The sequence below is a fragment of the Streptomyces sp. NPDC046716 genome (assembly GCF_040645755.1).
Lineage (GTDB): Bacteria > Actinomycetota > Actinomycetes > Streptomycetales > Streptomycetaceae > Streptomyces.
Genome location: NZ_JBEYYU010000109.1, coordinates 1 through 14,148 on the forward strand (window position 1 = coordinate 1; position 14,148 = coordinate 14,148).

The window sequence follows — 14,148 nt, forward strand, 5'->3', positions numbered from 1 at the left end:
CCCGCGCCCCTGAGACGAGCTCCGCTCGTCCAGGGGAAGCTGCGCGCAGCGCATGCTTCAGGGGCGCGGGGAACTGCGCGAGAAGCGGCCGCCGGGTCGCGCGTGGCGAACTGTCCAGGGGCGCGGGGAACTGCGCGGCCGGCCGCGACCTGACCGGCGCCCTTCACGGTCGGCGATCAGTTGCGGAACGCAGAATCAGTCCCGGCCGCCGGTCGACCCGAACCCCAGCCACGTATGCCGGTTCCCCGCCCAGCACCAGCCGACCTTGGGCGCCCCGCGCCGCTCGCGACCGTCGCGCCCCGTCCCGTTGCTGATCCAGACCGCGGGGGTGCGGGCGTCCAGTGAGCCGTTCGGCTTGCGCAGCCGCGAGCCGATCGTCATGAAGCAGTGGTTGTGCTCCAGCGCGGCGGGCTGCTGGAGCACCCAGTGGATGCCCTCGGTGAGCAGCAGGGGAGTGCGGCCCCGCTCGGTGAGGGCGGGAAGCGCCTCGTCCGGGCTCCAGTTGGCCATCTCGTCGCCCCGGTCGGGCCGGTCGACGAGATAGAGCGGCGCGTCGGGCAGGTCCGTGACGGTGTCGACCGGCGTGAAGAGGTCGACGTCCGTCATGTCGACCACCACGAACCCGGCCCGGTCGTCACGGCGCAGCAGCGGAGCGAGCGCGGAGGCGGGCGCCCGGTCCGGGTGCACGGCGAGCAGGGCGCCCTCGCCGGCCGTGCCCTCGGCGGACCCGGCGAAGTCGCGCAGCGCGGCGGCGTCGAGCCCCGCGATCTCGTGGACGCCGAGCTCCACCAGCCGCTCGGCCTGGACGGTCGGAGACGGCAGCAGGGGCAGGGCGGTGGTGGTGGCGTGGGCGTTGTCGGACACGGAACTCCCTCGGGGCAGGGCGCGTACGGCGGACGTGCCCACAACGGGCGGCCGTTCCTGTGAGTTCCCTGAGCGCGCGGCCGCCCGCCACCCCGCTCACTTCCCGGCGAGCGTGTGCGCGACCAGCGCGTTCGCGTGCCCGTGCCCCAGCCCGTGCTCGCTCTTCAGCCAGCCCACCAGCTCCATGTGCTTCGTGAGCGGCGAGGAACGGATGAGGTCCTGCCAGTACGCGATCGGCTGCCCGTACTTCTTCTCGATGGAGGGGAAGTAGCTGGCGGGTCCCTTGGCGGCGGGGGTGGTGGTCATGGCGGCGCTCCTGTCTCGGTCACGGTCCCGTGGGAGGGTCCCGTACGCGGGGTGTTGTCCGTAGGACCGCGCGGCGGCGCCGAACTCATCGCCCGCGCGGGTGGAAGAAGAAGGGGAGCGGGCGGCATGTTCGAGTACCACGGCTGGATCACCGTCAGGCAGAGCGCGGACGCCGACGACGAGGAGGCAGGCCTGCCGCGCGTCGTCGACGAACTCCGGCTCCACATCGACGGGTTGGCCGCCCCGTACCTCCTCGACCTGCGCTGGATGAACGGCGAGCCGTTCCTCCACCTCGGCGGCCACGCCAACCACCGCGCGGACCCCGACCCCGTCGCCCTGTACGAGCACGTCGCGGCCGTCGCCCCGGGCTCGTACGGGCTGCTGCACATCCGCGACGACGAGGACCCCGGGCACGCGAACGAGGTCCGGGTGGTCAGGCTCGCCCGTGGCACCGTCACCCACCACACCGAGCCCCTGCTGTCCCCGTGCGTCCCGGAGCTGGAGGATCCGTTCCCCGGTCGGCCCGGGGTCTGACGGGGACGCCGGGCCCTCCCGCGCTGTCAGTGGGCACCGCTACCGTCGGGTCATGACCGATCAAGCGGCGGGGGCGCGCACCATGGCGGTGCTCGAAGGCGTCCTGGAGCGGATCACGTACGCGAACGAGGAGACGGGATACACGGTCGCGCGCGTGGACACCGGCAGAGGCGGCGGCGATCTGCTCACCGTCGTCGGCTCGCTGCTCGGGGCACAGGCGGGGGAGTCGCTGCGGATGGAGGGCCGTTGGGGCTCCCACCCGCAGTACGGCAAGCAGTTCACCGTGGAGAACTACACGACGGTGCTGCCCGCCACGATCCAGGGCATCCGCCGCTATCTCGGCTCGGGGCTGGTCAAGGGCATCGGGCCGGTCTTCGCCGACCGGATCACCCGGCACTTCGGGCTCGACACCCTCGACATCATCGAGCAGGAGCCGAAGCGGCTCATCGAGGTGCCGGGGCTCGGCCCGAAGCGGACGAAGAAGATCGCCGACGCGTGGGAGGAGCAGAAGGCCATCAAGGAGGTGATGGTCTTCCTGCAGTCGGTCGGCGTCTCCACGTCCATCGCCGTCCGCATCTACAAGAAGTACGGGGACGCCTCGATCGGCGTGGTGAAGAACCAGCCGTACCGGCTCGCCTCCGACGTGTGGGGCATCGGCTTCCTCACCGCCGACCGCATCGCCCAGTCCGTCGGCATCCCGCACGACAGCCCCGAGCGCGTCAAGGCCGGTCTCCAGTACGCCCTGTCGCAGTCCACCGACCAGGGGCACTGCTTCCTGCCCGAGGAGCGGCTGATCGCCGACGCGGTGAAGCTGCTCCAGGTCGACACCGGTCTCGTGATCGAGTGCCTGGCCGAGCTGACCGAGCCCGACCCGGACTCCGGCGAGGTCGGGGTGGTGCGCGAGCAGGTGCCCGGCGAGCACGGGGAGCCGGTCACCGCCGTCTATCTCGTCCCCTTCCACCGGGCCGAACTCTCGCTCTCCGCCCAGCTGCTGCGGCTGCTGCGCACCGACGGGGACCGGCTGCCCGCCTTCCGGGACGTCGCCTGGGACAAGGCACTGGCCTGGCTCGCCGACCGGACCGGGGCGACGCTCGCGCCCGAGCAGGAGGAGGCGGTCAGGCTGGCGCTGACGCAGAAGGTCGCCGTGCTGACCGGCGGCCCCGGCTGCGGCAAGTCGTTCACCGTGCGGTCCGTCGTGGAGCTGGCCCGCGCGAAGAAGGCGAAGGTGGTGCTCGCCGCGCCGACCGGGCGGGCCGCCAAGCGGCTGGCCGAGCTGACCGGCGCCGAGGCCTCCACCGTCCACCGGCTGCTCGAACTCAAGCCCGGCGGTGATGCCGCGTACGACAAGGACCGGCCGCTCGACGCCGATCTCGTCGTGGTCGACGAGGCGTCCATGCTCGACCTCCTCCTCGCCAACAAGCTGGTCAAGGCCGTCGCGCCGGGCGCCCACCTGCTCTTCGTGGGCGACGTGGACCAGCTGCCGAGCGTCGGCGCGGGCGAGGTGCTGCGCGACATGCTCAAGCCCGGCAGTCCCGTCCCGGCCGTCCGCCTCACCCGCATCTTCCGCCAGGCCCAGGAGTCCGGCGTCGTCACCAACGCCCACCGCATCAACTCCGGCACGCCGCCGCTGACCCAGGGCCTCAAGGACTTCTTCCTCTTCGTGGAGGAGGACACCGAGGAGGCGGGCCGGCTCACCGTCGACGTCGCCGCGCGCCGCATCCCCGCCCGGTTCGGCCTCGACCCCCGGCGGGACGTCCAGGTGCTGGCCCCGATGCACCGCGGCCCGGCGGGCGCCGGGAATCTGAACGCGCTGCTCCAGCAGGCCGTCACCCCCGCCCGCCCCGAGCTGCCCGAGAAGCGGTTCGGCGGCCGGGTCTTCCGCGTCGGCGACAAGGTCACCCAGATCCGCAACAACTACGAGAAGGGGGCGAACGGCGTGTTCAACGGCACGGTCGGGGTCGTCACCGCCCTCGACACGGACGAGCAGAAGCTCACCGTCCTGACGGACGAGGACGAGCCGGTCGAGTACGAGTTCGACGAACTGGACGAGCTGGCCCACGCCTACGCCGTCACGATCCACCGCTCCCAGGGCAGCGAGTATCCCTGCGTGGTCATTCCGGTCACCATGGGGGCGTGGATGATGCTCCAGCGCAACCTCCTCTACACGGCCGTCACCCGCGCGAAGAAGCTGGTCGTACTGGTCGGGTCGAGGAAGGCGCTGGCGCAGGCGGTGCGCACGGTTTCGGCGGGTAGGCGCTGTACGGCGCTGGATTTCCGGTTGGCGGGCGCGACTCTTCAAAAGATTTGATCGATCAAACGAGTCGCAAACGTCACAGGGCACTTCCGGAACCAGGGTGATAGGGGGCAGGATGGGCAGGCTGGAGGCACTGAGTGCCGCCAAACAGTCCAATGGACGACCCCGAGTGCACTCTGCTGGGCCAAGTGGGGGATGGTAGAGACAGTCAGGGCACCTCGAAGAAGAGGCACTACGTCGGTGAGGGATGACGTGAGCGAGAACAGCACGAATGCTGACAAAGCTGTAGTACTGCGGTACGGCGATGGCGAGTACACCTACCCGGTGATCGACAGCACCGTCGGCGACAAGGGCTTCGACATCGGGAAGCTCCGGGCCCAGACGGGACTGGTGACCCTCGACAGCGGATACGGCAACACCGCCGCCTACAAGTCCGCGATCACCTATCTGGACGGCGAAGAGGGCATCCTTCGCTACCGCGGCTACCCGATCGAGCAGCTGGCCGAGCGCTCCACCTTCGTGGAGGTGGCGTACCTGCTGATCAACGGCGAGCTCCCCACCGTGGACGAGCTCTCCACCTTCAAGAACGAGATCACGCAGCACACCCTGCTGCACGAGGACGTCAAGCGGTTCTACGACGGGTTCCCGCGCGACGCCCACCCGATGGCCATGCTGTCGTCGGTCGTCTCCGCGCTGTCCACCTTCTACCAGGACAGCCACAACCCGTTCGACGAGAAGCAGCGTCACCTCTCGACGATCCGCCTTCTCGCCAAGCTTCCGACGATCGCGGCGTACGCGTACAAGAAGTCGCAGGGCCACCCGGTGGTCTACCCGCGCAACGACCTCGGCTACGTCGAGAACTTCCTGCGCATGACCTTCTCCGTGCCGGCCGCCGAGTACGAGCTGGACCCGGTCGTCGTCTCCGCGCTGGACAAGCTGCTCATCCTGCACGCGGACCACGAGCAGAACTGTTCGACGTCCACCGTGCGTCTGGTCGGCTCCTCGCAGGCCAACATGTTCGCGTCGATCTCGGCGGGCATCTCGGCCCTCTGGGGTCCGCTGCACGGCGGTGCCAACCAGTCGGTCCTGGAGATGCTGGAAGGCATCCAGGCCTCCGGCGGCGACGTCGACACCTTCATCCGCAAGGTGAAGAACAAGGAAGACGGCGTGAAGCTCATGGGCTTCGGGCACCGCGTCTACAAGAACTTCGACCCCCGGGCGAAGATCATCAAGGCGGCGGCGCACGACGTCCTCTCCGCGCTCGGCAAGAGCGACGAGCTGCTGGACATCGCGCTGAAGCTGGAAGAGCACGCGCTGGCCGACGACTACTTCGTCGAGCGCAAGCTCTACCCGAACGTCGACTTCTACACCGGCCTGATCTACCGGGCCATGGGCTTCCCGACCGAGATGTTCACGGTGCTCTTCGCGCTGGGCCGTCTCCCGGGCTGGATCGCCCAGTGGCACGAGATGATCAAGGAGCCCGGGTCGCGCATCGGCCGCCCGCGCCAGATCTACACCGGTGTCGTCGAGCGCGACTTCGTGCCGGTGGAGCAGCGCTAGACGCTCCGCTCGGGGCCGGGTGGGCGATCGCGCCGCTGTGGTGCGGTCCGGTCGTCGCCGCGGCCCCGTCGTGGTTGCTCGCGCCCCGCGGCGGAGCCGCTGATCGATACGGCCCCGCGCCCCTGACGGGGCGCATCTGCCCGGCGCTTGGAAGGCGAAGTAGAAAGCGCCCCGCTGTCAGTCCCCCCACGGGCCGACAGTCGGGGCGCTTTCCTTTTCCCGGTTCGGATTCCCCCCACGGGATCCGGCCGGGCGTCTGTGGCGTCGGTCGCCGAAGCACGTACGAACGGGTGGGCCGCTCAGCTTCCCCGGTGCACGTGCCCCGGCCAACGCATTCGGGACCGTCCCCCAAGACGGGCCCGTCGATACGGAAACGCCCCCCAAGACGTTCCTGCATCGCCTCCTTAGACTCACCAGACCTGCAAAGGGTTACGTTCGGATCGGTGTGATCTGCGTCTCTTGCATATGTCCAATGCGTGCGCAAGAGGACCGATATGGGGATATCGGCTCCTGCGTGGGAGTACTGCAATTGTGCCGTGTGGATTGTGTGGAGGTCCAGGCGTAACTAGGTGAACTTGCGAACTCGAAGGCTGTTTGTGACCACAAACACGGATGAGACCGCCATAGCGGTCTCCGTGAAGTGGGGGTCCGGGGTGTCAGGCCCGGGCGATCAGCTCGTAACCGGCCTCGTCGACCGCGGCGCGGACCGCCTCCTCGTCGAGCGGGGCCGCGGAGACGACCGTGACCTGGCCGGTGGCGGCGGTCGCCGTCACCGAGGCGACGCCGTCGAGCTCGGAGATCTCGCCGGCCACCGCGCCCTCGCAGTGGCCACAGGTCATTCCCTTGACCTGGTAGACCGTGGTGACGGCGCCCTTGGCGGCCGAGGCGGCGGCGTCCGAGTGGCAGGCGCCGCCGCAGCAGGAGCCGGCCGACTCGGTGTCGATCTGCGGAAGCTCGGTGTGGGCGCTCATGTCGATCTCCTAGGCGGGCGTGGAGTAGCGGACGCCGGGTACCCCCGGCATCGTCTGACGTGCACGACCCTATACCCCTAGGGGGTATTTTTCCAAGACGGATCGCGGCGCGCGAGCGAACGTGCCCAGGCGAGGCCGAACAGCGAGACGAGGACCAGTCCGCCGATCGAGAACAGGGTGAAGAGGTGCTTCTGGGAGTCGGTCGGCTCCGGCAGGTAGCCCTCCGCGAAGAGGCTGCGGTCCAGGCCCGTGGTGGTCAGCCGGACCACCAGCCACAGGGCGATGCCGTGCATCGAGTCCCACAGGGCGTGCAGCAGGGAGACGCCGAGGTAGGTGAGGATCACCGGGCCGGTGAAGCGGTAGCGGCCGTTCGGCCGCCGGAAAGAGAGCAGCACCGCGCCGGAGATCGCCGTCCACAGGCCGTGGCCGAACGGGGCGAGCAGCCCGCGCAGCACCTCCGTCTCCAGGAGGGAGCGCAGGTCGATGCCCTTCATCGTGACCGCCGCGTTGAACGCGTAGCCCGCGCTCTCGAACGCCGCGAAGCCGAAGCCGACCGTGGCGCCCAGGACCAGACCGGCGCGCAGGCCGCTGACGCGCGGATGGCGGTGGAGCACGTACATCAGGGCGGCCAGCTTGACCGCTTCCTCGATCAGGCCGACGCCGACGAACATCCAGACGGAGGGGTGGACGAGGTAGTACTCCATGACCGAGGCCCCGAGCACGCCGAGGATGCCGCCGATCAGGAAGCAGCCCAGGATCAGGTTCACGCCCAGGTCGCGGCCGTGACGCTCGTACGCCCACAGGACGAAGACCGCCGGCACCAGGAAGCTGCCGAGCAGGATCAGCGTGGGCAGCAGGGTCGTGTTCTTCGTGGCGTACGTGACCACCGCCGTCAGGACCCACAGCGCCAGGCCGCCCCACAGGCAGCGCCGCCAGAGCCCGCTGCGGATCTGCGGACCCGGAGGCGCCGGCTGCTGGGGGATCCGCGCCTGCGGTGCCCCGGAGGGCTGGTGGTTCGCCACGGTGGTCGCCTCCGACTTCCCTGCAACTGACGGTGCTTACGGGTGATTTGTCGGAATCTTATGGTAGACAGCCGCTATGTCGCAGCCCGGGACGCTCATTCTGATCATGGTCATCGCGGTCCTGGCGCCGCTGCTGGCGTACGGCGCGGGGCGGTGGCTGCCCGTTCCGCTGGTGATCTTCGAGATCCTGCTGGGCATCCTGGTCGGCCCCGACGTGCTGGGCTGGGCCTCCAGCCACGGGTCGGTCGTCGACACCCTGTCCGACCTCGGGCTCGCCATGCTGATCTTCCTCGCCGGGTACGAGATCGAGTTCGACAAGGTCCGCGGCGGCACCCTCAAGCGGTCCGTCCGGGCCTGGATCGTCGCGCTCGCCGTCGGCCTCCTGCTCGGCATCGCGCTCTCCGGCTGGTCGTACGCGAAGGGCGTCTACATCGGCACGGCCCTCACCAGTACGGCCCTGGGCACCATCCTTCCCGTGCTGCGCGACTCCGGCGATCTGCACTCGCGGTTCGGCTCCGTGCTGATGGCGTTCGGCGCGGTGGGCGAGTTCGGGCCGATCATCGCCATGGCGCTGCTGCTCAGCGGGCGCTCGCCGCTCGACTCGGCGCTGCTCCTGCTGGTCTTCGCCGTCCTCACCGCGCTCGCCGTGCTGTGGGCGATGCGGCCGCGCCCGCCGTGGTTCTCGCGGGTCATCGCGAAGACCCTGCACAGCAGCGGACAGTTCGCGGTACGGCTCGTGGTGCTGCTGCTCGCCCTGATGCTCGGCCTCTCCCAGGCGCTCGGGGTGGACACCCTGCTCGGGGCGTTCGCCGCCGGGATGATCGTCCGCCTCGTGCTGCACGGCGCCGCGCCCGACAGCGCCGACGAGGTCCTCGGCAAGGTGGAGGCGATGGGCTTCGGGTTCCTGGTGCCGGTCTTCTTCGTCGTCACCGGGATCGACTTCGACCTGAAGGCGCTGCTCGACGGCGGCACCGCGCTGCTCCTGCTGCCGGTCTTCCTCGTCCTGTTCCTGGTGGTGCGCGGCCTGCCGGTGTACTTCCTGGCACCGGGGGACCTGGTCGGCCGGGACCGGTCCGCCCTCACCTTCTTCTCCTCCACCGCGCTGCCGCTCGTCGTCGCCATCACCACCATCGGCGTACAGGACGGCGCGCTGCCCACGGACGTGGCGGCCGCCCTGGTCGGCGCCGCGATGGTGTCCGTCCTGGTGTTCCCGCTGATCGCGCTGAAGCTGCGGGCGGGCAAGGGGGAGCGGGCGCTGCCGCAGGGGCCGGTGAAGGGCTCCGAGTCGTGGTGAACCCGGGCCGTCGGGGGGTTGTGCGGCGGCGGTTCGTGGCGTGGGGTGACAGAGGTGAAGATCATCGGCTGACGGGAAGGGCGGGCACATGCGCGCGGTTGTCTTCGAACGGTTCGGGGAGCGGGCCGAGGTGCGGCAGGTGCCGGATCCGGTGGCCGCGCCGCACGGGGTCGTCGTCCGGGTGGCGGCGACCGGGGTGTGCCGCAGCGACTGGCACGGCTGGATGGGGCACGACCCGGACATCGTGCTGCCGCACGTACCCGGGCACGAACTGGCCGGGGTCGTGGCGGAGGTGGGCGCGGACGTCCGCGGCTGGCGGGTCGGGGACCGGGTGACCGTGCCGTTCGTGTGCGCGTGCGGGCGGTGCGCGGCGTGCGCGGCCGGGGACCAGCAGGTGTGCGAGCGGCAGACCCAGCCCGGGTTCACCCACTGGGGTTCCTTCGCCGAGTACGTGGCTCTGGACCATGCCGATGTGAACCTGGTGGCCGTGCCGGAGGACATGGAGTTCACGACGGCCGCCTCGCTCGGCTGCCGGTTCGCGACCGCCTACCGGGCCGTGGTGCAGCAGGGGCGGGTCGCGGCCGGGGAGTTCGTGGCCGTGCACGGGTGCGGGGGTGTCGGTCTCTCCGCGGTGATGATCGCGGCGGCGGCCGGGGCGCGGGTGGTCGCCGTGGACGTCTCCGCCGGGGCGCTGGAGATGGCCCGCCGCTTCGGCGCCGTCGCGTGTGTCGACGCCGGGGCCGTGGCGGATGTGCCGGGTGCCGTGCGGGAGCTGACCGGGGGCGGGGCGCATGTGTCGCTGGACGCCTTGGGGGCGGGGGTGACGTGTGCGGCGTCGGTGGGGTCGTTGCGGCGGCGCGGGCGGCATGTGCAGGTGGGGTTGCTGGCCGAGGATCCTGTGGTGCCGATGGGGCGGGTCGTCGCGCTGGAGCTGGAGGTGCTGGGGAGCCATGGGATGGCTGCGTGGGCCTATCCGGGGATGCTGGAGATGGTGCGGGGTGGGGTGGTGCGGCCGGAGTTGTTGGTGACGTCGGTGATCGGACTGGAGGGGGCGGCGGGGGCGCTGGCCGCTATGGGGGAGGGGGCGGTGGGGAGCGGGGTGACTGTGGTGCGGCCTGCTGGGCTGTAGGGGGGCGTGTCGTTCGTCCGCGGCTCGTGTCGTGGCTGGGCGCGCAGTTTGGGTTGTCGGTCGGGTGCGGGCCGGTGGCCGCGTCTCGCGCAGTTCCCCGCGCCCCTTCTTTGGGTTGTCGGTCGGGTGCGGCCCGGTGGCCGCGTCTCGCGCAGTTCCCCGCGCCCCTGAGGCATGCGCTCCGCGCAGCCTCCCCTCGAGGCTGCGGCTCCGCCGCGCCTCCCGGACGGGGCGCCGCACGGGGCGCGCCTCTCTTGATGAGATGGCGCACGCAGTGCGCATCTCAGGGGCGCGGGGAACTGCGCGAGAAGCGGCCACCGGCCCGCGGGTGCTCGACGACCCAGGGGCGCGGGGAACTGCGCGAGAAGCGGCCGCCGGGCCGCGGACGAAGTACGACTCAGGGGCGCGGGGCGCGGGCTAAAACCGGTTGCTCCGAGCGCGCCGGGCTGCCAGATTGCTTCGGTTTGGGGGATCGGCGAGGGGAAGGGCGGCACGCGATGGCGGGCGGCGACAAGGAGTGGCTGCGCCGGTTCGCCGGGATGTGCTGGGCCAGGCCGAGGGCAGTCGTCCTGGCCTGCGCCGGCGCCGTCGCCGGCGTACTGCTCACGACCACGGCCCCCTTGATCATCCGCCGGGTCGTCGACGGAGTCATCGTCGCGGGACACGGCCCCGCCACGCCCTGGATCACGCTGCTGCTGACCGTGGCGGCAGCCCAGTTCGGCGCGTCCTGGGTACGCCGCTGGTGGGCCGGCAAGGTCCAGTGGGGCGTCGAGCGCGACCTGCGACTCCTCCTGCACGACGCCGTCCAGCGCATCGACGGCCGCCGCCTCGACCGCCTGCGCTCCGGCGACGTCCTCAGCCGTGCCGTCAACGACGTCGCCGTGGTGCGCGACCTCACCGGCTCGCTCCCCCTGCTCGCGCAGAACGGGCTGACGCTGCTGCTCACCCTCGGCGTGATGCTGACCCTCTCCCCGCTGCTGGCCTGCGCCGCGTTCGCCGTGATCCCGCCGATGGCCCTGCTCGCCCGGCACTCCCGCGACCGGATCTACCCCGCCGACCGCGCCGTCCAGGAGCGCACCGGAGAGACGTCCGAGGCCGTCGAGTCCAACATCGCGGGCGTCCGCGTCGTCAAGGGCTTCGCCCAGGAGGGCGCCGAGACCGAGCGCTACGCCGGACTGGCCCGGCACCTGTTCGCCGCCCGCGTGCACCGGCGCTACATCGCCGCCCGCTACGCCGGCCTGCTCGGCGAACTGCTTCCCGGCACCGCCCGGTTCGGCGTCGTCCTGCTCGGCGGCTGGCTGGCCGTGCGCGACGACATCACCCTCGGCACCTTCGTCGCCTTCACCACCTACCTGGCCGCGATGATGGGCCCGGTCCGGATGCTCTCCACCGTGATCGGCCAGGCCCAGGAGGCCCGCTCAGGACTCGTCCGGATCTTCGAACTCGCCGACGCCGACGCGGAGGTGACGGAGCGGGAGGACGCCACCGAGGTCGGGGCCGGCCCGCTCGCCGTCGCCTTCGACCACGTCACCTTCGCCCACGAACCCGGCGAGAGCGGCGCCACCCCCGCCCTCGACGGCCTCGACCTCACCATCGCCCCCGGCGAGACCCTCGCCCTGGTCGGCGGCTCCGGCTCCGGCAAGTCCACCGTGGGAGCGCTCCTCGCGCGGCTGTACGACGCCGACTCCGGCGCCGTGCGGATCGGACCCGCGGGCGCGCTCACCGACGTGACCGCACTGCGCCTGGAATCGCTGCGCGAGGCCGTCGGCATCGCCTTCGAGGAGAGCCTGCTGTTCTCCGAGAGCGTGCGCGACACCATCCGCTTCGGCCGGCCCGACGCCACCGACGCCGAGGTCCACGCCGCCGCCGTGACCGCGCAGGCCGACGGATTCGTCCGCGCCCTGCCCGACGGCTACGACACCGTGCTCGGCGCCCAGGGCCTGACCCTCTCGGGCGGCCAGCGCCAACGCCTCGCGCTGGCCCGGGCGTTGCTCGCCGACCCGCGCGTCCTCGTCCTGGACGACGCCACCTCCGCCGTGGACCCGAAGGTCGAGGCGGCCATCCTCGCCGCCCTGCGCGACCGGCTGACCGGACGCACCGTCCTGCTCGTCGCCCACCGACGCTCCACCCTCCGCCTCGCCGACCGCATCGCCGTCCTGGAGGCGGGCCGCGTCCTCGACACCGGCACCCACGACGAACTGGCCGCCCGCTGCCCGCGCTACCGCGAGCTGATGCTCGGCGAGCTGAGCGAGGAGACGGGCCCCGCGACCCCGCCGCCCGGACCCGTACCGACGGCGGCCGACGAGCGGCCCGCCCCCGAGGGCGTACCGGAGCTCGCCCCGGACGTCGACGAGACCCGCGCCCGCGCCGCCGACCCCGGTTTCACCCTGGGCCGGCTGCTGCGCCCCTACCGGGCCCGGCTGCTCGCCATCGGCCTGCTCCTGCTCGCCGACAGCGCCCTGATCATGCTCGCTCCCCGCCTGGTCAGCGCCGCGATCGACCTCGGGGTGCGGCGCCACGACGGGGCCGCGCTCACCGCCGTCGCGGGCGCACTGCTGGCCACCGCCGTCGCCAACTGGCTGGTCTTCGCCTGGGAGATGCGGGCCATCGCCCGGACCGGCGAGCGGATCCTGTACGAGCTGCGCGTCAAGATGTTCGCCCATCTCCAGCGGCTCGGCCTCGACTACTTTGAGCGGGAGTCCGGCGGCGCGGCCGTCACCCGGATGGTCAGCGACGTCGCCGCGATCGGCGAGTTCCTCCAGCACGCGCTGCTCGACTCCGCCGTCAGCGTCCTGCTGTTCACCGGGGTGCTCGCGCTGCTGTTCGCCCTCGACACCGGACTGGCCCTCACGGTCCTCGCCGTCGTCCCCGTGCTCGCCGTCGCCTGCTGGTGGTACGGGCGGGTCTCCAAGCGCCGCTACGACCGCGCCCGCACCCAGCTCGGCGAACTCAACAGCGCGTTCCAGGAGGCCATCGACGGGGTGCGGGTCACCCAGGCGTACCGCAGGCAGGACCGCAGCGCCGCCCGCTTCCACGTCCTCGCCGAGGAGCAGCGGACCCTCCAGATGCGCTCCCAGCGCTCGCTCGCCTGGTTCTTCTCCGCCGTGGAGTTCCTCTCCGACGCCACCACCGCCCTCATCCTCGGCGTCGGCGCGTGGCGGGTCGCGGAGGGCGCGGCCAGCACCGGGACCGTCGTCGCGTTCCTCCTCTACGTCGGCCTCGTCTTCGGCCCGATCCGCAACGCCTCGCAGCTCCTCGACAGCTACCAGCGGGCCCGCGTCGGCCTCGGCCGCTGCCGCGAACTGCTGCGCGAGCGGCCCACGGTCACCGAGCCGCACCGCCCGCTGCCGCTGCCCGCCTTCGGCAGCGCCGGCCGGATGCGCGGCGAGGTGGTGCTGAAGGATCTGCACTACGCGTACGGGGGCGGCGCCGAGCGGGCCCTGGACGGCGTCAGCGCGCGGATCGGCGCCGGGGAGACGGTCGCCGTCGTCGGCACGACCGGCGCGGGCAAGTCGACCCTGCTCAAGCTGGTCGCCCGGATGTATCTGCCGACCGGCGGCGCCGTCGAGATCGACTCCGTGGACCTGCGCGCGATGGACGGCGCCGCCTACCGCAGCCGGATCGGGCTCGTCCCGCAGGAGGCGTACCTCTTCGGCGGCACGGTGCGCGACGCCATCGCCTACGGGCGCCCCGGCGCCTCCGACGCGGAGGTGCGCGCGGCCGTCGAGGAGGTCGGCGCGCACCGGATGATCGCGGGTCTGCCCGAGGGCTACGGGCACCGGCTCACCGAGCGCGGCCGCAATCTCTCCGCGGGGCAGCGGCAGTTGATCGCGCTGGCCAGGGCCCGGCTGATCCGCCCCGACCTGATGCTCCTCGACGAGGCGACCGCGGCGCTCGACCTGGCCACGGAGGCGGCGGTGGGGCGCGCGGTGGAGGCGGCGACGGCCGCCCCCACCACGATCGTCGTCGCGCACCGCCTGACGACGGCGGCCCGCGCGGACCGCGTCCTCGTCCTGGAGGGCGGCCGCCTCGTGGAGGACGGCCCGCACCGCGAACTCGTCACGGCCGGCGGCCCCTATGCCGCGCTCTGGTCCGCGTACGAGGATGGGGTGATCCCCGCCTAGGGCCTGTCCGGCGGATCTTGTCGCGGGCGCGGGGTCTGGCACGCCGACCTGCGGCGTTGTCGTCGGTTGCCAACGCTCCGCGTTGACGCC

Annotated in this window: 10 protein-coding genes; 6 read left to right on the forward strand and 4 right to left on the reverse strand. The window is 71.9% G+C overall.

Annotated features, from left to right (window positions below; all coding sequences use genetic code 11):
- Nucleotides 1–195 precede the first annotated feature (195 nt).
- Nucleotides 196–864: a DUF5701 family protein gene (locus ABZ930_RS40250; RefSeq protein ID WP_361560185.1), complete on the reverse strand. Its 669-nt coding sequence runs from the start codon at nucleotides 862–864 to the stop codon at nucleotides 196–198.
- Nucleotides 865–960: 96 nt separating this feature from the next.
- A complete protein-coding gene (locus tag ABZ930_RS40255; protein WP_361560188.1) occupies nucleotides 961–1,170 on the reverse strand; it encodes a DUF4287 domain-containing protein in 210 nt (69 codons plus the stop codon).
- Nucleotides 1,171–1,296: 126 nt separating this feature from the next.
- Between ABZ930_RS40255 and ABZ930_RS40260 the strand changes: the two genes are divergently transcribed.
- The 3 genes from ABZ930_RS40260 to ABZ930_RS40270 all read left to right on the forward strand — a co-directional run bounded on the left by ABZ930_RS40260 (nucleotide 1,297) and on the right by ABZ930_RS40270 (nucleotide 5,518).
- Nucleotides 1,297–1,704 (forward strand): Imm7 family immunity protein, encoded by a 408-nt coding sequence (locus ABZ930_RS40260; RefSeq protein WP_361560191.1) that lies wholly within the window; start codon nucleotides 1,297–1,299, stop codon nucleotides 1,702–1,704.
- A gap of 52 nt (nucleotides 1,705–1,756) precedes the next feature.
- Nucleotides 1,757–4,012 (forward strand): ATP-dependent RecD-like DNA helicase, encoded by a 2,256-nt coding sequence (locus tag ABZ930_RS40265; protein ID WP_361560194.1) that lies wholly within the window; start codon nucleotides 1,757–1,759, stop codon nucleotides 4,010–4,012.
- Between the two features lie 186 nt (nucleotides 4,013–4,198).
- On the forward strand, nucleotides 4,199–5,518 hold the full coding sequence (locus ABZ930_RS40270; RefSeq protein WP_361560197.1) for a citrate synthase: 1,320 nt from the start codon (nucleotides 4,199–4,201) through the stop codon (nucleotides 5,516–5,518).
- A 656-nt stretch (nucleotides 5,519–6,174) separates the two neighbouring features.
- Here the strand turns inward: ABZ930_RS40270 and ABZ930_RS40275 are convergent.
- Both ABZ930_RS40275 and ABZ930_RS40280 read right to left on the reverse strand, forming a co-directional pair.
- A complete protein-coding gene (locus tag ABZ930_RS40275; protein WP_361560200.1) occupies nucleotides 6,175–6,489 on the reverse strand; it encodes a heavy-metal-associated domain-containing protein in 315 nt (104 codons plus the stop codon).
- Between the two features lie 77 nt (nucleotides 6,490–6,566).
- The gene (locus ABZ930_RS40280) at nucleotides 6,567–7,511 is read right to left on the reverse strand and encodes a PrsW family intramembrane metalloprotease (RefSeq protein ID WP_361560203.1); all 945 of its coding nucleotides are present in this window, start codon (nucleotides 7,509–7,511) and stop codon (nucleotides 6,567–6,569) included.
- A gap of 76 nt (nucleotides 7,512–7,587) precedes the next feature.
- Between ABZ930_RS40280 and ABZ930_RS40285 the strand changes: the two genes are divergently transcribed.
- The 3 genes from ABZ930_RS40285 (at nucleotide 7,588) to ABZ930_RS40295 (ending at nucleotide 14,058) form a co-directional block, all read left to right on the forward strand.
- Complete coding sequence (locus tag ABZ930_RS40285; protein WP_361560206.1) at nucleotides 7,588–8,805, forward strand: cation:proton antiporter; 1,218 nt, start codon at nucleotides 7,588–7,590, stop codon at nucleotides 8,803–8,805.
- An 88-nt stretch (nucleotides 8,806–8,893) separates the two neighbouring features.
- Nucleotides 8,894–9,934, forward strand: coding sequence for an alcohol dehydrogenase catalytic domain-containing protein (locus ABZ930_RS40290; RefSeq protein WP_361560209.1), 1,041 nt, complete (start codon nucleotides 8,894–8,896; stop codon nucleotides 9,932–9,934).
- Between the two features lie 497 nt (nucleotides 9,935–10,431).
- The gene (locus ABZ930_RS40295) at nucleotides 10,432–14,058 is read left to right on the forward strand and encodes an ABC transporter ATP-binding protein (protein ID WP_361560212.1); all 3,627 of its coding nucleotides are present in this window, start codon (nucleotides 10,432–10,434) and stop codon (nucleotides 14,056–14,058) included.
- Nucleotides 14,059–14,148 lie beyond the last annotated feature (90 nt).

Excerpts from the sequence above, each read along its gene's own strand:
- ABZ930_RS40265 (WP_361560194.1), top strand. The coding sequence starts at position 1,757 with ATGACCGATCAAGCGGCGGGGGCGCGCACCATGGCGGTGCTCGAAGGC.
- ABZ930_RS40255 (WP_361560188.1), bottom strand. The coding sequence starts at position 1,170 with ATGACCACCACCCCCGCCGCCAAGGGACCCGCCAGCTACTTCCCCTCC.
- ABZ930_RS40285 (WP_361560206.1), top strand. The coding sequence starts at position 7,588 with ATGTCGCAGCCCGGGACGCTCATTCTGATCATGGTCATCGCGGTCCTG.
- ABZ930_RS40290 (WP_361560209.1), top strand. The coding sequence starts at position 8,894 with ATGCGCGCGGTTGTCTTCGAACGGTTCGGGGAGCGGGCCGAGGTGCGG.
- ABZ930_RS40295 (WP_361560212.1), top strand. The coding sequence starts at position 10,432 with ATGGCGGGCGGCGACAAGGAGTGGCTGCGCCGGTTCGCCGGGATGTGC.
- ABZ930_RS40260 (WP_361560191.1), top strand. The coding sequence starts at position 1,297 with ATGTTCGAGTACCACGGCTGGATCACCGTCAGGCAGAGCGCGGACGCC.
- ABZ930_RS40275 (WP_361560200.1), bottom strand. The coding sequence starts at position 6,489 with ATGAGCGCCCACACCGAGCTTCCGCAGATCGACACCGAGTCGGCCGGC.